A 16,267-nucleotide genomic window follows, 5' to 3' on the forward strand; every position below is an offset into this window, starting at 1 on the left:
TAGATCAAATCTGGGCAGTCCATTTGCCATGGTCAGTTTCATCCGGCGAAGGTGGGTCAGTTTACCCGGCTTATCCAATTTACTAAGGAAATCGAATTTAAAGCAAGAATCCGATTTATAAATGGAAATACTTCAGGTTATCAAAGGTTGAAGGCTGAAGGGTTTCCTGAATTGATAGAGAAAATCGAAATCTTTATTAAATCATTATGAGCAACAACCTAAACTTATGCGGAAGCGATGAAGAGGTAATGCAGTACCTGGCACAGTTCATAAAGGAAAAGCGCATTGAACTTGAAATTAGCCAAAGTTCCATTTCCAGGGCTTCAGGTGTTGACAATGCCTACATTTCCAGAATAGAGCGGGGAAAAAAGCACAGGATTACTGTCTATATGCTGGTAAGGATCCTAAATGCACTAAATTTAGAGATTGTGATAAAAGAGAAAAAGTCAAAAAGAAAAAGAGTCAGGAGATGAAGAAATGCAACTCCTGTAAACTTAAGCTTCCAGAAACTTCTTTTTATGTTGATAATAGCGCAAAAGATAACCTAAATGGTACTTGTAAAAAATGTTTGTACAAAAGAAGAAAAGGCAGGTCAACTATATATTCTCAAAAAGTTGTCAAAACCAAAAAGGGATTACTAAAAAGAATTTTTTATACCCAAAAAAGAAAATCTAAACTAAGAGGACATCCTTCGCCAAAGTACAATATTAATGAGTTTATCCAAAATTCATTACTAGATAGGGACTTTAATTTATTGTTTGAAAATTGGAAAAAGTCAAACTTTATTAAATCACTAAAACCTTCATGTGACCGTTTAGAGGACCATAAAGGCTATTCTTTTGAAAATACTCAATGGGTAACATGGGAATATAATGATTGGAAAAACAAAAATTCTGAACGACATAAAATGGCTATCAGAGCAATATCAAAATCAAGGACAAAAGTTGTACTTCAGTTTGACACTAAAATGAATTTAATCAAGACTTGGAAGAATGGTACTTTGGATATAAAAAATTACTATAAATCAATTAACAATATTAGAGCTGTATGCCGAGGAGAAAGAAATTTAGCTTATGGTTTTATTTGGAAATATGGCTAAATCAGAGCTAAAGAAAGTGCTTCAGATGGTCGGAGTGATATAATTCCCTATTTTTATTCCATGTTCAAAAAACCGAAAATAGAAATCGATGTCCAAGACAGGAAAGTTTACCGTGGTGCTGAAATGGAGATTCAGATACCTAAAGCAGTATTGCTACATATCAAAAGGGCTTGCCATCTAAAAGGGTTAAAATGGGACAAAATAAAAGATGAGTGCGTCCTTTACATCGATCGGGTCAATGACTGTACCCTGAAGTATGATGTCAATGATTGGATGTTCTCAGGAATATTGTTGTTGACCTTTGACCTAAATCCGGAATATGAACACTCTCTATCTTACCCAGATAAAAGGGAGAATATGAAAAGGTTCAGGCACCATAAGTATAGATGTTAGGAAGTTAATTCGTAAGGCGCATACGGATTAGAAATCGCTGGAAGAATCTGAATATAATCATCCATTGTAATAACACCTTCTATTACCGCTCTGGACAAATATTCAACTCCAGAGTAATTAGATTCAAGTTTTCTAAAACTAATTTCTTGCTTTCTGCAAAACTCGATTAAACCTTCGGTTGCAATTTTGGTTTTTTCTCTATCCCAAAAATTTTCCTTATCACTCATCATTGCCGTAATTAAAATCGTGCATTTTTTTAATGTCTTTATATCCCACTAACATTCTGCCTTTTGGGGTGTCTACTGAAAATTGATAATCGGATTTTAACCTAATAAACCGCCCGTTCACTTCGAATTGTCCATGGTGTTCAGATTCCAATCTTTTCAGAATTCTTGACATTAGATGATTCTGAATTCTTTGAGAAGCATCAATTTCATCAATAAACTTATCTCTATCAGCTATTTCATCTGAAGTGAAGCCACGACGTTCAGACTCTATCCACTTCATATCAGCAATAAAAATCTCACCCTTTTCAAATAAAGTTTGAATGGCCAAATCTACAAGACGAGTAGTCTTACCTGTCCTTCTCATCACCCAACAATTTATCCAATTTACTTTCAATCCGATCTAATTGATCGGGAATGTTCATGATTCTTTGTAGAGCGGCTATATCGGAATTTGGTTGGGCTATGTTCAATGAGTTCATCTGGGCCTGGGCACCTGCTTTATCTAGAAGTATTGGCAACTCCCCGGATTTAAGGAAACCATAATTAACGTTTGTATAGGTTCTGACAATCCTATCCATCATTCCCGGTGACATATTGTTCCTTCCATCGACAACGGCATAAATTGCCGCATGACTCGCATACCCCAAAGTTTTTGCCAATTCATATCTCGTGATCATTAGAGCCTCGATCACGCTAATTAATTTTTGGCCGTCTGATAGATTTTCCCCCATCTCTTTGTTATTGATTCGTTAGATTATATTTTTCTTTCCAAACTGATTTCAGCTTGTCCGCTGATTCTTTTTTGGTCCTTTTTATGTAGTGCAAGCACATTTGGACATCAGCCCATCCTCCCAGCTCTGCTAATATATCGTTGTTTACCATTCCGTGCAAGTTTGTTGCAAATGAACGTCTTGCACTGTGAGCGGTAATCAGCTCCCATTTTTTGTAGTAGTCCACTTTTTTGCGCTTGGTTTCCTTATCGAACTTTTTCCCTTTTACTTCATTGTCGATGTTGGCCAACATACAGATGACCTTTATTTTCTTGTTGAACCTGACATCATTACATCTTTTCGGGAGTCCGCCATTCCATTTATCCAATACTGATTGCACGTGGGGATGGATTGGCAGCATTACCCTTGTTCTTGTTTTTTGGGTAACGATGTTTATATATCCTCCATCAATGTTCTCCGGGCTAAGGTTATGGTTGAAGTCAGATATCCTCAACCCCGTCCATAGCGCAATTATGAAATTATCGCGTATATAGTCCAAAACGTGGTCATGGGTCAAGTCCAATTTGAATATTTCCTCGATTTCATCCTCATTAAGGTAGGGGACATCAATTTCCTCTTCTTTTGTGTAGAACGTCCTTTCCTTCGAGCTCGGATGAATATTTATTCCTTCCGTTTCTGCCCTGAACAAGAAAAATTTTAACCTTCCGATATGCCTTTTTATTGTGGCCATGCTGTAGCTGTTCTTTTCAAGGTAGCCGACAAATTCACCTATCATGACCGAATCGACAGCCCTTATTTTTGTGTTCCCGGTAGAAAACCCTCTCCACAATACAAGGAACGACTCATATTGTTGTATGGCCCTATGCTCAAGGTATTTGTTTTTTTGTGTCCTCCATGTGGGCGCTTTTTCCTTTAGCCACCAATCCACAAATTTTCCATAATACAAAAAATGTTCACTTACCCGCATATTGTGTTCAATGATCGGGCGCCCAAAAAAACTTTTGACCGTGTTCTCCAGCCATTCCCTATCGATAAGTTCCCCCATCATATAGGCCTCGTTGAACTCATAAAGGACATGTGACTTCAATTTTTCGAACCTGGCCTGTTGCTTGACCCTATTGCGGATGGATTTAAGGTTCTTGTAGTTGGATTTGCTGTTGTCCCATTCGGATGGATCGACCTGTATCTTTGTGTTATAGAAGATATCCAATGAACGACCGTTCAGGAACCTGATATAAAGTGGTGAAGGATTGCCCTTTCCCCTGGTGATTAATCTAATTGATGCCATTGTTATACTTATCCTCTGCACGACATCTGCACGGCAAAACACACATACAAACGCAAGCAAATATAATAAAAAGACATTAAGTGTAATATATTATATTGCTTTTTTATTTGTTTATAGTTGTTTTTAGTATAATTATAGAATCCTCCCGCGGTCACTAATAAATAGTTAGATAAGAGAAAACACCAAGCTTGCTTGAGTGTTTTTTTGTATAAACTATTTTCAAAGCGGAGCTTTGTCAGAAAGGGCAAAGCCAATCCTCCCGCAATCACAAATTATTATTTCTTTTAAAAAGCCTGGAAACAATTTTTTCAGGCTTTTTTGTTGTTAATCAAAGAGTTTGTTTTCACAGGCATCAAGGGCTATACATAAATGTATTTTATCAAGCTCTTTCACGATTAGTTCTGAAGATGGTTATACAGTTTCCCTTCTAAAATGTCTCCTTTCGGAACCTTTAAAAAATTGAGAAAAATATTGTAATGGGGTAAACCAGCATTGAAGCTCTTGTCTTTAGTATACTTTTCGATATTTAGAAGCAAAATTGGTATGTATTGTTTCAAAAAATTGGTATGTTCAATTTATCGCAAGTTTAGCATAATTTCAATAGATCAATAACAAACCTTAAAACCTTGATTGCATCAACCTTAAAATCAATTTGGGTAACACCACCATTTTTTATGGTTATTTCCTATGGTGTGGCCAAAAAGGTTCGTTTTGAAACTCCCTCAGGTACAAGCTCCGAAATAATAGAAAATCGAACAAAGCAAACTTACGCTCTGGATGGAGTAGATCATGGTCATTGGAGACACAATCTGGGTGGGGTAGACACAAATAGGGATTGGTCAAAATATAGACAGCTGGAGATAAAGGATACTGTGGAGTATATAGAGGGGGTTATGAAAGAAACAAAGAAGGAACTTCTTATCGGGCTTGACTTCCTTTTTACATGGTATAACATCTTTTACACTAATAAAAAAGTAAGGAGACTAATGCCCGAATTTGTTGAATCATGGCTTTCAGAATCAGAGTAATGGGGAGGATATCAGCCATGGAAATAACGAAACCAATAAATAGAATAATACCTAACTAACTAAATAGAGCGAGTAACTAACTTAATTAAAACTGTATGAAAAAAACCTTTTTTTCTTTGATTCTTTTTCTTTTGGGGCTGACGGTGGTCAGTGCCCAACAGACCGTTTCCGGTAACATCAGTGACGAAACAGGCCCATTGCCCGGTGCCTCCGTCGTTGTTAAAGGAACCACAACTGGTACCACCACAGATTTTGATGGTAACTATTCCATTAGTGTAGAAGCAGGCCAAACACTTGTCTTTACCTACGTGGGCTATGGTACACAGGAGCTGGTAGTTTCCGCAGAGACTACTACCATGAATGTAGTTTTGATAGAAGATGCCCAAGCTTTGGACGAGGTGGTGGTTACCGCATTGGGTTTTGTTGAGCAACGGGACAAAATGGCATCAACCTATTCCAAAATTGATTCAGATAAGCTTGTACAGCCTGTTGAGAACAAAATTATCGATGGTATTGCCGGTAAGGCGGCGGGTGTTAGCATCAACGCAACGTCTGGTGATCCTGGTGCAGGGTCCAACATTCAGATTCGGGGAACAAGTTCATTGAGTGGGTCTAGTCAGCCATTGATTGTAGTTGATGGTATACCCTTGAATAACGATAACTTGGCTGGTTCTGGAGATAGCGATCAATCCGCAGGGGTTTCGCAACAGTCCAGGTTAAATGATATCAACCCTGAGGATATTGAATCGTTTCAGGTATTTAAAGGAGCTTCCGCAGGTGCATTGTACGGATCAAGAGCTTTGAACGGGGTTATTGTGATTACTACCAAAAAAGGTAAGCCTGGGAAATTCAATGTAAATTATTCTACTGGTGTTTCCATTGATAAGATTTCATACGAACATCCATTGCAGACGGTTTTCGGTCAAGGTAACGGAGGTAGTTATAGTCCAACAGCGCAACGTTCTTGGGGAGACAGAATCTCAGAGAGGTCAGGCGGGGCTGATGATGTAGATACTTCGGGGCAGTTTTTTGAGTCTCTGGTTTCGGATAACATCATTTATCCAATTACACAAAAGAACTCCACAGACATATTCACCAATAGAAACTTTGATCAGGTTTTCCAATCAGGTGTTACGTTTGATAACAAGGTATCGGTGAGCAGTGGTAATGAAAAGGGTACTTATTATATAAGTGCGGCGCATGTAAATCAAGATGGTATTATTAAAAGTAGTTACTATAAGAAAACCAACTTTACCATTAATTTAACCCAGAATTTAACTGATAAACTACGCACTAATTTCAAAGCAAATTATGTGCACACGGGTTCCAACAGAACACAACAGGGTTCAAATACGGCAGGACTATATTTAGGCCTCTTGCGTACCCCGCCAGATTTTGATCAGAGTGATTATATTGGAAATTACCATAGTAGCTCTGGATCCATTACACCAAACAGACATAGGGGGTATAGAAGATATTTGGCCAATAGTGACAATGTCATTTATAACAACCCACTTTGGACAGTTAATGAACAAAAGAGTACCGCCAAAGTAAACCGTTTGATCGGAACTGGGGAAGTATCCTACCAATGGAATGACAACATCAGTACAATTCTTCGAGGTGGTGTGGATTTTTATGTGGATACCCGGGTATATTTCTTTCCGTACTATACGGCTGGAGCTGCAAGAAGATATGGCCTTTTGAACGATGAGACCATCAATAACGAAGAATATAACGGCGATCTTATCACCAATTTCAATTATAAATTGGCCAAGGACCTCAATACTAATGTCATTGTTGGTTTCGGTATTAATGATAGAAGGCGGAAAAGAATCTTTACGGAAGCGGATAACTTTATCGCTAATTTTAGGAGTCCCCTAGATGCCGCTGAGCTTTCCGCAAGGGAAAACGTTGGCTCCGAGACTACAAGGACAAGTAGAAGGAACATTCGCTTCTATGGTACAGCCAATTTTGACTATGCCGATCAACTTATAGTGCAATTAGGTGGGGCGTATGAAAAGCATTCTGTACTTCCAGCATCGGATAATGGTTTCTTTTATCCAAGTGCGGAATTGGGATGGACTTTTACCAAAGCAATGAAAAACCCAGGACCTCTATCCTTCGGAAAACTTAGATTTGCTTACGGACAGGTGGCAAATGTGCCAATAGCACATAGAGAGCAAACCGTTTTTGAAGTGGGTACTTTCTCATCCTTTTCCGACCAAATTGCTTTGGAAAATTTTGGAGGAGGATTCCAATTGGATGAACGTTTAGGAAACTCCAACCTAAAACCTGAAATTAAAACAGAATATGAAGTCGGTCTTGACTTAAGATTCTTAAGAAACAGGTTGGGGCTTTCAACAACATACTATACAAATAAAACCGAGGATGTACTCCTAGATCTTGCTTTGGTTCCATCCCTTGGTTTTGATGAGATTTATGCAAACGGGGCTACCATAGAAAATGATGGTCTTGAAATTGAATTTCGATATGACTTTTTGAGAAAACAAGATTGGAAAGGTTCCATAGCGCTGAACTATAGCACCAATGAAAATGTTGTAAGAGGAGTTACCGGAGAAGGAGAATTCATTCAGGAGTTTTCTGAAGGCTCATCAATTCAGTCTGTTGCGATAGATGGCGAGCCACTTGGGGTGTTGTATACTCAAGGAGCACTAAGGGATGCAAGCGGTAATCTTGTTTTAGATGCCAATGGCTTCCCACAGGTTGATACAGGAGGAAACCTGATTGTAGGAGATCCCAATCCAGATTGGAGAGGTGGTCTTCAGTTTGACCTTTCCTATAAGAACCTTGCCCTTGCAGCTTCTTTTGATACCAGTCAAGGAAATGACCTTGCACAGCGTACACGTTTTATCCTATCCTTCTTTGGAACTCACGCCGATGTGGGTAAGACTATTACCCTTGAAGAGGACTTGGTGAACTTTGATGGAGATGTTTTCCCTGCTGGCTCGGTTGTTAGAGGTAACGTCGGTAATTTTGGGGGCGGAAATGTATTGCTTGATGAGGAATACTACACGTCACTGTACGGTTTTGGAGACGGAAAGTTAAATGAGTTTGCCGTTGAAGATGGAAGTTGGACTCGTTTAAGGGAGCTGTCTTTGTCCTATACCTTAAATTCCGAGAAGTTTAGAAAGGCTACAGGCTTGAGTTCAGTGCAGTTTACAGCATCTGGCCGTAACTTGATCATTTGGACCGATGTGGTCGGAATTGACCCCGATATCAACCAGTTTGGTGTGGGTAGAGCACGTGGATTGGATTATTTCTCCAACCCTGGATCAAGAACATATGCTTTTGGAATCAATTTTAATTTTTAATTCGTAGGAAATTATGAAATCTAGATATAAAATAATTTTATCATTGATTTTTCTAGTATCGGCAACCGCATGTGACGAATACTTAGATGTAAATGATAATCCTAATCAATTAGTGGAGGTTCCTTCAGGGGATTTGTTACTTGGAGGAACATTATTGGCCAATGCTCAGGTACAACAAGGGCAACTGGCTAGGACAAGCATGTATTATACAGGAGGTTTAATTGGATTGCAGCTGGTGCAGCAGACCCTATATAATTATGATTATACCCCTGGTGATTCCAATGCGGTTTGGGGACATTTGTACAATGGAATATTGGTTCAGAACAAAGAGATCCGTAGACTTTCTCCAGATGTTGGACTATTGCAGGGCATTATTGATGTAAATGAAGCTTTGGCAGTAGGTACGGCCGCATCCTTGTTTGGAGATATTCCTTATTCCACTGCCACTCCAGATAATCCTGGAGTAGATTCTGAAGATCCTACTTTGGATGGCCAGGCAGATGTTTATGCAGCACTACAAACCTTGTTGGATAATGCCATACCAAAATTGCAAAACGGTTCAACCACAAGTGTTACTGATAGTCAAGATTACTATTTTGGAGGTGATGCGGATAGTTGGATAGCTGCTGCATATACCTTAAAGGCTCGCTACTATTTGCAGACCAAACAGTATGCACAGGCATTGGCAAATGTGGTAAATGGAATTAACAGTGCTTCGGGAACCATGTATTACAATCCAATTGGAGATGTTCCTGGGAACAGTAACATTCTGTTCAACTTTGTTAACAGTAGTAGAGCGGGTGATATGACTGGCGAAGGAACTTTTTATAGAGATTTAATGGATCCTGATAATGCAGGTAGTAGAAATAATGCAAAAACAGACGAAACCGCACGTAGAAACTATTCCTTTATCAGTGGAGATGGAAATCAGTCTGGAGGAATAGATGATGCTACTACGCCAATGAAATTGGTGAGCTATGAAGAGAACATTCTTATCTGGGCCGAATGCTTGCTAAGGGCAAACAACGATGTTCAGGGAGCCATAGACAAATTGAACGAGTTGAGAGCCTACTTAAATACTGGAGCCGCTTTTAACCTGATCAATGGAGATGAGACCTTCCTTTATGATGCCTATGTGCTGGCTGATTTTGAAGCGGGAGGTATGGAGAATGCCGATAACATTGCTACGGATCGTGCAGTAATGCGGGAAATTATTGAAGAGCGATACGTGACTGGTTTTAGTACTTATATGCCTTTCAATGATGCAAGAAGATTGCGTGCCGAAACGGACGTTTTGGTGCCCTTCCCACTAAACAATGCTACTACGACAGTTAATCCACAGCGTTTTTTATACGCTCAAGACGAGATTAACAACAATAGCAATTTACCAGACCCAATTCCGGATTTGTTCACGCCAACTCCGGTAAACCAATAGACTTGAAAGTTGTTCTTGTTTAGATACAGTTTGAGTTAGTTTAGTTATGAAAGGCTACTTAATTTCTGATTAAGTGGCCTTTCTTTAAATTGTTGCATAATTCAAATACATAATTTTAAGTGAAAAGGGTTGTTTTCTTGTTCTGTGCCATCCTTCTCTTCCTTTCCTGTTCAAAAAAGAAGATTGAAGCTGATATTTTGATAACCAAGGGTACGGTGTATACAGGTCTATCAGAAACACCATCAATGCTTGATATCGCCATCAAGGATGACCGAATAGTTTTTTTGGGCACAGTAGAAGAAGTTCAGATTAGTACCAAAAAAACAATTGATGCTTCCGGAAAAATTGTTTGCCCAGGTTTCATAGACCCGCATACCCATGCAGATAGGGATTTGGTAAATGAAAACACAGCGCACAACAAACCGTTCCTCTTTCAAGGAGTAACCACTGTGGTTGTGGGCAATGACGGTGATAGCTTCTATCCTACGGAGGACTATAGTAAATTGTACAACTCCCATGGCATCGGTACCAACGCAATCTTATTGGTTGGGCATGGAACTGTTCGAGATGAGGTAATGGGTAAGAGTGACAGGCTCCCAACGGAAGACGAGCTCAAGAAAATGGAAGAACTGGTGCAGCAAGAAATGGATGCAGGTGTCTTTGGTATATCAACAGGCCTTTACTATGCTCCAGGGAGCTACTCAAATACTGAAGAAGTTGTAGCCTTATCAAAAATCGTTGCCAATAATAACGGAATTTATGACACCCATCTCAGGGACGAAAGCTCATTTAGTGTTGGGTTGATAAATGCTGTTAAAGAGGCCATATCAATTGGTAGGGAAACCGGAGTCCCAATTCACATCTCCCATATTAAATGTTTGGGGAAAGATGTTTGGGGAAAAAGTGAAGAAATAATCAAGCTGGTGGAAGATGCCAGAGGTGAAGGAATTGAGGTGACTGCAAATCAATATCCCTATGATGCATCCGCAACAAGTTTAAAAGCTGCTGTTGTGCCTAGATGGGCAGAAAGCGGTGGATTGGATTCCTTGTTTTTCAGACTTCAAGACCCAAAACTGAATAAAAAGATTCTGGAGGAAACCAATACCAACATCGAACGAAGAGGAGGTCCTTCCAAATTATTGATAGTCAAACACCCTGACTCTTCTATTGTGGGACAAAACCTTGATGAATTAGCACTGAAATTTAAAATGTCATCAGAAGAATCCGTATATGAAATATTAAAAAATGGAAATGCCAAGGTAGTTTCCTTCAACATGGAAAAATCGGATATACACAATTTCATGACCCAGCAATGGGTTGTAACAGGGTCAGATGGTAACATGGGCCATCCAAGAAAATACGGTTCCTTTCCAAGAAAATATGCCAAATATGTAAAAAAGGACAGCATAATTGGCCTGGCAACTTTTATTAACAACAGCACCTATAAAACAGCCCAAATATTTAAGGTTCCAGAGAGAGGAGCTATAAAAAAAGGCTATTATGCAGATGTAATAGTTTTTGATCCGGACCAATTCCAGGATCAAGCTACCTATTCGAATGCTTTTGAACTTTCAAGTGGTTTGTCCCATAGTATAATCAATGGGAGAATTGCAGTAGAAGAAGGCACTTTTACAGGTATGCGAAACGGAAAAGTTCTTTCCAAAGAGTAACAAACAACATAATCCAATTATTTTAACAGTTTAGATATGATAGATCTAGATTCAACAATGGGGAAGGTAAAACCCTCGGCTACTTTGGCGATCAATGAATTGTCCGCCGAGATTATTTCCCAAGGGAAGGAGGTATTTAGGCTAGGTTTTGGTCAATCTCCGTTCCCAGTGCCCACAAAGATTGTGGAGGCATTGAAAAAAAATGCACATCAAAAAGACTATTTGCCGGTGCAAGGTCTCTATGAACTTCGTGAAGAAATTGGTAACTACTTCAAAAGAAATTATCAGTTGCAAGTAAATGCCAATAGCATTTTGGTGGGTCCAGGCTCAAAGGAATTGATATACAATTTTCAGGTGGCCTGCTCATTTGATGAGTTGTTGTTGCCAACCCCAAGTTGGGTGTCCTATGAACCCCAAGCCTTTCTGAACAATCATACAGTGAAATGGCTTCCTACATTGGAGACCAACGGATGGAAATTGGACCCAAAAGCTTTGGAAGAACACTGTAAAAAGGATACTGACAAAAAAAGGGTCCTCATATTGAACTACCCTTCCAACCCTCTGGGAAACACGTATTCAGATGCAGAATTGGAGGATTTGGCTCATATGTTAAGGAAGGAGGAAATCCTTGTCATTGCAGATGAAATTTATGGAGAGGTCCATCATGAAGGAAACCATCAGACCATTGCCAAATTTTACCCTGAAGGTACTATCATTAGTACGGGACTTAGCAAATGGGCCGGTGCGGGTGGCTGGCGTTTTGGAATTTTTGTGTTCCCAGAAGAATTGACCTATATCCAAAAAGCAATGGCCGTAGTGGCCAGTGAGACATTCACTTCGGTAAGTGCACCTATACAATATGCCGCCATAGAAGCTTACAAGGAGGACGAATCCTTAAAGGAATACCTCAATGCATCAAGAAAGATTCTGAAGGCGGTAGGACACTATGTGTATACCGAACTGACCAAACTAGGTGTTACGATGCCAAAACCGGAAGGCGGATTTTATCTATATCCCAATTTTGGAAAATGGAAATCCCAAATCATTTCCAAAGGGATAGATTCGAGTGAGGAATTTTGTCAAATTCTATTGAACGAAACTGGGGTGGCACTGCTTCCGGGGACAGCTTTTGGACATCCTAAGGACTGCTTTTCAGCTCGACTTTCCTATGTTGATTTTGATGGAGAAAAGTTTCTGGTATTCATGAGGAAACACCCTGAAACCAAAATTGATAATGACATAATTGAACAACAATGCCCAAGAATTTCTTTGGCCGTAAAAAAGATTGCTTCATGGATTTTAACTTTATAAGAAAATGGGTCGTGGGATATTTGGTGATGATAATGGTCCTTTCCTGTTCCACAAAAGAGAAGAATGTTCTTGGTGTAGTGTCTTCAGCTACCCCTGAAGCTTCAAAGGTCGGTGAACAAATCTTGAAAATGGGAGGAAACTCCTTCGATGCGGCTGTCGCCGTTTCCTTTGCACTAGCAGTTACCGAACCAGCCATGTCAGGTTTGGGCGGCGGCACACAAATACTGCTTTCTACTAAAAACCAAACTCCTGTGGCAATTAATGGGACAACTTTTTCACCACGTGGCACTCTAGTGGACAGCCAGGATACCTTATCCTATCATCGAAGAAGCACGGTGCCCTCCACCGTAAAGGTTTTGGACTACTTGTACCGTAATTATGGCAGTGGAAACGTTTCATGGGAAGAATTACTTCAACCAGCCATTGAACTTGCCGAAAAGGGCTATGAAGTTGGACCGTTTAGGAGCAAGGTATATCAGAAGTATGGTGATAGATTAAAGAGCAGTCCTTTTGGGACTGATCTTTTCTTGTTGCAAGGTGAAGTGCCAAAATCTGGGCAAAAAATCAAGCAACAAGTGTTGGCCAAAACTTTGAGAAGATTGGCTACCCATGGTGCAGATGATTTTTATAAAGGTGAAATAGCCAATACCATAGCTGAAGATATGCAGAAAAATGGAGGCTGGATTAGTTTAAAAGATCTTGAGGAATTTCCAGAACCCAAAGTGTTGGAACCATTGACCATACAATACGGGGAGCATAGAGTATATTCACAACCCCCACCTTGCGGCGGATGGACCGCTCTTTTGATATTGGAATTGTTGGAACAAAAAATACAAAATCAAGAATGGGATAAAAATGCTTTGATCGAGGCACTTTACTTGGGCCAGAATGATAGAAGGCTAAATCCCGTCACTGATCTCATTGAATATGACAGCCTAGTTGAGACGAAATTGGGCAAAGACCATATTGAAAAATTAATGGAGATAGGTCCCGATTCAATAAAGGTTAGTGAAGTACAAGAAAAGAAAACTGGGGAAACCACACATTTTTCCATTGTGGACAACCAAGGCAATGCCATTGCCGTTACGGCTAGTATCAATGCCTACTTTGGTTCATTGGCTGCCTCCGAGAAGCTGGGTTTTTTGTACAATTCCTACATGGACGACTTTGTGTTTGAAAAACCTGAACATCCCTTCGCTTTGCGCCCAAATGCGATGGCCTATTCCTCAATGTCGCCAACTATTGTTCAAAAAAATGCAGAGAATGTTTTGGTAATTGGCAGTCCGGGAAGTTCAAGAATCATCTCAACAGTGGCCCAACTTACTGCCAAGTGGATCAATCAAAAGGATATTACGGCACTTATTTCTTCAAATAGAATACATGTCAACAGAAAAAGGGTGTATTTGGAGAAAAAGAGCGATACTTTGGAAATAAACAATGACTTGATAAAAAAATATGACCTTGAGTTCCGTGTTCCTGATGAAAGCCTGATCCTAAAGGATGGATTGAACCCTTACTATGGTGGGGTCCATGCTATTGCCAAAGAAGACTCTGTATGGATTGGAGCTGCAGACCCTAGAAGGGATGGACTCTACATTACCGTTTTTGATTAACCGATTTTGAAGTCCAAATGATTTTAGAAACTGACTTTACACCGTGGTTCATCAGCATAGGAACCATCCTATTTGTAATATATCTCAACAGATTGGAGAACAGGTACATAAAAAGTATTCTGGATTGGTTTCCGGCTATTTTATTTGCCTACGTGATTCCAGCTGTGGTCAACAAAACATTTGGATTTGATTTTTCCGGACATGCTATCCACGACTTTAGCAAGAATTACCTTATTCCGTTGGCTATCGTAGCTGTAATGGCAAGTTTATCCATTGCCCAATTAAAAGCGATGGGATGGAGGCCAATTGCTCTTTTTGTTTCAGGTTCTGTGTGGATTGCCATTTTTCCAGTGGTCTTTATTTGGTTGAAAGGAGAAAGTTTTTTGGTTACTGAAGTGCTCGGGAACCAAGAGTATTGGAAAGGTGTTCCTCCAATTGTAGGGGGTTGGATAGGCGGGAGCACCAGTCAATTGGTACTAAAAGAATTGGTTGAGTGCCCAGAGGGAATTTTTCTGAACATTCTGGTCATTGACAATATCATGGTGAATATTTGGACAATTCTAATGTTCCAGGGAATCAAAAGAACCGATCTAGTGAACAAAAAGCTTGGAATATCAGACGATAAAAAACCACGATCAATTGATATGACAATGGGGAAGCAGATAAAACCTATCTGGGTGGTTGCAATATTGTTGATTTGTGTGCTGATCATTAACGCCATAACTGACAATTTGGTCTACAAAATAATCCTACTCTCTATCATTGGAATGGGCCTGGGCAATTATCTCAAAAATTGGCCCTTTCAGTTTATTCTAAAACTAGGTGGAGTTTTGATAGTTGCGGTAATGGCAGTACTTGGCCTCAAGCTAAAATTTGACCTGATTCAGATAAGTTCTGCGCTTGTCTGGTTTTTGGTCGTTTGGTTGATTGGGCATTTTTTGTTCATGTTACTCATATCCAAAATTCTTAATGTGAATTCAGTTTGGGTACCCATTGCCAGTATGGCCAACGTTGGGGGTATAGCCACAGCCCCCGCAGTTACAGCGGCCTATGAAAAAAAATGGATGCCCCATGCCATCTTGTTGGCAGTTCTGAGCATGGCCACAGGAACATTTTGGGGAATGATCACCATTTTCTTCTTGCAGAAACTCTTTACAGGTTGATTTTAAATCAAAAAATGGTTTGAAATCATCAGGCTAAGAAAGGGAAATTTAAAGCTCCAGGATTTCCCGAATGTTGATAAAAATCATTTCTCCTTACTACAAGAAGCTATAGCTTCATCATAAAAAGGACATGGGGCCAATATTATATACAACTGACTTTTCGGACAATTCAATTGCCGCCATGAAGATGGCACATTCCCTTAGCAAAAAATTGAATTCACAACTGATTTTGCTTCATGTGTTCGACCTAAAAGTAGCTTTGGTGACACCCTTGAGCGTGACCTACGCCAAAATGGAGAAGGAGGCATTTGAAAAGTACCATAAAAAGTTACAGGAATTCTACACAATGCATTTAGGGGAGGAACCAGAAAGCTCTACCAAGTTTGAAGTACGTGAAAATGCCATTATCAATGATGCCATTGTGGAGACGATCAATGAGTATGGTGCGTCTATGGTGGTAATGGGATTGAAGGGGAAAAGTGCATTTAGGGAGGTGCTCATGGGAAGCAGCACCAAAGGGATGATAGACAAAAGTCCTTGTCCGGTGTTGGCCATACCTGAACCTATGGAAAAGTATACTTTCAAGAAAATTACCTATGCCACCGATTTTGAAGAAACAGATATCCAGGCCATGGATTGGTTGGTGCATAAACTTGCCAAACCTCTTGATTCCTTCATAAATATTCTTCATGTGGGCACTGCGGATGAGTATGCCGGAGAGGACCAAATGCAATGGTTTGAGGAAATGCTGGGGCAAAAGGTCTCGTATCCAAAAATGGATTTCAGACTGGTACGTTCCGAGGATATCTTTGGTACCCTTTTATCTCAAGTTGAGGAATTGGATACAGATTTGGTGGTAATGCTGGAGCGTGAAAAATCAAGTTTCCTGGGATTTTTAACCCGGGAAGATTTGGTGAAACGGATGATGTCCAAAGGAAATTTCCCCATTTTGAGCATGAATAAGGCCAATTTGTAAC

Annotated in this window: 15 protein-coding genes; 11 read left to right on the plus strand and 4 right to left on the minus strand. The window is 39.8% G+C overall.

Annotated features, from left to right (window positions below):
* Positions 1 to 206 precede the first annotated feature (206 nt).
* The 3 genes from DX873_RS15900 to DX873_RS15910 are packed head-to-tail and all read left to right on the plus strand — an operon-like array spanning position 207 to position 1,492.
* Positions 207 to 473, plus strand: coding sequence for a helix-turn-helix domain-containing protein (locus DX873_RS15900; RefSeq protein ID WP_116185485.1), 267 nt, complete (start codon positions 207 to 209; stop codon positions 471 to 473).
* Complete coding sequence (locus DX873_RS15905) at positions 470 to 1,099, plus strand: hypothetical protein (protein WP_116185486.1); 630 nt, start codon at positions 470 to 472, stop codon at positions 1,097 to 1,099. The genes DX873_RS15900 and DX873_RS15905 overlap by 4 nt, the downstream gene beginning before the upstream one ends.
* Before the next feature lie 60 nt (positions 1,100 to 1,159).
* Complete coding sequence (locus tag DX873_RS15910) at positions 1,160 to 1,492, plus strand: hypothetical protein (RefSeq protein WP_116185487.1); 333 nt, start codon at positions 1,160 to 1,162, stop codon at positions 1,490 to 1,492.
* On the opposite strand, the gene DX873_RS15915 is transcribed toward DX873_RS15910, so the two are convergent.
* From DX873_RS15915 to DX873_RS15930, 4 genes are read right to left on the minus strand one after another with little or no spacing between them, the layout of a single operon-like run.
* Positions 1,489 to 1,722: a hypothetical protein gene (locus DX873_RS15915; RefSeq protein ID WP_232520959.1), complete on the minus strand. Its 234-nt coding sequence runs from the start codon at positions 1,720 to 1,722 to the stop codon at positions 1,489 to 1,491. The genes DX873_RS15910 and DX873_RS15915 overlap by 4 nt on opposite strands.
* Positions 1,712 to 2,083, minus strand: a complete 372-nt coding sequence (locus tag DX873_RS15920; protein ID WP_116185489.1) for a hypothetical protein — start codon at positions 2,081 to 2,083, stop codon at positions 1,712 to 1,714. The genes DX873_RS15915 and DX873_RS15920 overlap by 11 nt, the downstream gene beginning before the upstream one ends.
* On the minus strand, positions 2,067 to 2,411 hold the full coding sequence (locus DX873_RS15925) for a hypothetical protein (protein ID WP_181899536.1): 345 nt from the start codon (positions 2,409 to 2,411) through the stop codon (positions 2,067 to 2,069). The genes DX873_RS15920 and DX873_RS15925 overlap by 17 nt, the downstream gene beginning before the upstream one ends.
* Positions 2,412 to 2,457: 46 nt before the next feature.
* A complete protein-coding gene (locus DX873_RS15930) occupies positions 2,458 to 3,738 on the minus strand; it encodes a tyrosine-type recombinase/integrase (protein ID WP_116185491.1) in 1,281 nt (426 codons plus the stop codon).
* A 626-nt stretch (positions 3,739 to 4,364) separates the two neighbouring features.
* Here DX873_RS15930 and DX873_RS15935 point away from each other — a divergent pair.
* The 8 genes from DX873_RS15935 (at position 4,365) to DX873_RS15970 (ending at position 16,266) form a co-directional block, all read left to right on the plus strand.
* Entirely contained in the window at positions 4,365 to 4,766 is a 402-nt protein-coding gene (locus tag DX873_RS15935; protein WP_147296679.1) for a M14 family metallopeptidase, read from the plus strand.
* A 95-nt stretch (positions 4,767 to 4,861) separates the two neighbouring features.
* Positions 4,862 to 8,098, plus strand: a complete 3,237-nt coding sequence (locus DX873_RS15940; RefSeq protein WP_116185493.1) for a SusC/RagA family TonB-linked outer membrane protein — start codon at positions 4,862 to 4,864, stop codon at positions 8,096 to 8,098.
* Positions 8,099 to 8,111: 13 nt separating this feature from the next.
* The gene (locus DX873_RS15945) at positions 8,112 to 9,533 is read left to right on the plus strand and encodes a SusD/RagB family nutrient-binding outer membrane lipoprotein (protein WP_116185494.1); all 1,422 of its coding nucleotides are present in this window, start codon (positions 8,112 to 8,114) and stop codon (positions 9,531 to 9,533) included.
* A gap of 119 nt (positions 9,534 to 9,652) precedes the next feature.
* Positions 9,653 to 11,203, plus strand: coding sequence for an N-acyl-D-amino-acid deacylase family protein (locus tag DX873_RS15950; RefSeq protein ID WP_116185495.1), 1,551 nt, complete (start codon positions 9,653 to 9,655; stop codon positions 11,201 to 11,203).
* A gap of 36 nt (positions 11,204 to 11,239) precedes the next feature.
* On the plus strand, positions 11,240 to 12,514 hold the full coding sequence (locus DX873_RS15955) for a pyridoxal phosphate-dependent aminotransferase (RefSeq protein ID WP_116185496.1): 1,275 nt from the start codon (positions 11,240 to 11,242) through the stop codon (positions 12,512 to 12,514).
* Positions 12,496 to 14,127: a gamma-glutamyltransferase family protein gene (locus tag DX873_RS15960; RefSeq protein ID WP_181899537.1), complete on the plus strand. Its 1,632-nt coding sequence runs from the start codon at positions 12,496 to 12,498 to the stop codon at positions 14,125 to 14,127. Before DX873_RS15955 ends, DX873_RS15960 begins: the two co-directional genes overlap by 19 nt.
* Positions 14,128 to 14,144: 17 nt before the next feature.
* On the plus strand, positions 14,145 to 15,290 hold the full coding sequence (locus DX873_RS15965) for a DUF819 family protein (protein WP_116185498.1): 1,146 nt from the start codon (positions 14,145 to 14,147) through the stop codon (positions 15,288 to 15,290).
* A gap of 130 nt (positions 15,291 to 15,420) precedes the next feature.
* Positions 15,421 to 16,266 carry a universal stress protein gene (locus DX873_RS15970; protein ID WP_116185499.1) on the plus strand — a complete coding sequence of 282 codons (846 nt, stop codon included), beginning with the start codon at positions 15,421 to 15,423 and terminating at the stop codon, positions 16,264 to 16,266.
* Position 16,267: the final 1 nt, after the last annotated feature.

This window comes from Flagellimonas nanhaiensis (assembly GCF_003382275.1).
In the GTDB taxonomy this organism is placed as follows: Bacteria; Bacteroidota; Bacteroidia; order Flavobacteriales; family Flavobacteriaceae; genus Flagellimonas; species Flagellimonas nanhaiensis.

What these genes read in the sequence shown, in the direction of transcription:
- DX873_RS15905 (WP_116185486.1), top strand. Translation starts at nt 470, where the DNA reads ATGAAGAAATGCAACTCCTGTAAACTTAAGCTTCCAGAAACTTCTTTT.
- DX873_RS15900 (WP_116185485.1), top strand. Translation starts at nt 207, where the DNA reads ATGAGCAACAACCTAAACTTATGCGGAAGCGATGAAGAGGTAATGCAG.
- DX873_RS15915 (WP_232520959.1), bottom strand. Translation starts at nt 1,722, where the DNA reads ATGATGAGTGATAAGGAAAATTTTTGGGATAGAGAAAAAACCAAAATT.
- DX873_RS15970 (WP_116185499.1), top strand. Translation starts at nt 15,421, where the DNA reads ATGGGGCCAATATTATATACAACTGACTTTTCGGACAATTCAATTGCC.
- DX873_RS15910 (WP_116185487.1), top strand. Translation starts at nt 1,160, where the DNA reads ATGTTCAAAAAACCGAAAATAGAAATCGATGTCCAAGACAGGAAAGTT.
- DX873_RS15940 (WP_116185493.1), top strand. Translation starts at nt 4,862, where the DNA reads ATGAAAAAAACCTTTTTTTCTTTGATTCTTTTTCTTTTGGGGCTGACG.
- DX873_RS15960 (WP_181899537.1), top strand. Translation starts at nt 12,496, where the DNA reads ATGGATTTTAACTTTATAAGAAAATGGGTCGTGGGATATTTGGTGATG.
- DX873_RS15955 (WP_116185496.1), top strand. Translation starts at nt 11,240, where the DNA reads ATGATAGATCTAGATTCAACAATGGGGAAGGTAAAACCCTCGGCTACT.
- DX873_RS15965 (WP_116185498.1), top strand. Translation starts at nt 14,145, where the DNA reads ATGATTTTAGAAACTGACTTTACACCGTGGTTCATCAGCATAGGAACC.
- DX873_RS15930 (WP_116185491.1), bottom strand. Translation starts at nt 3,738, where the DNA reads ATGGCATCAATTAGATTAATCACCAGGGGAAAGGGCAATCCTTCACCA.
- DX873_RS15945 (WP_116185494.1), top strand. Translation starts at nt 8,112, where the DNA reads ATGAAATCTAGATATAAAATAATTTTATCATTGATTTTTCTAGTATCG.
- DX873_RS15920 (WP_116185489.1), bottom strand. Translation starts at nt 2,083, where the DNA reads ATGAGAAGGACAGGTAAGACTACTCGTCTTGTAGATTTGGCCATTCAA.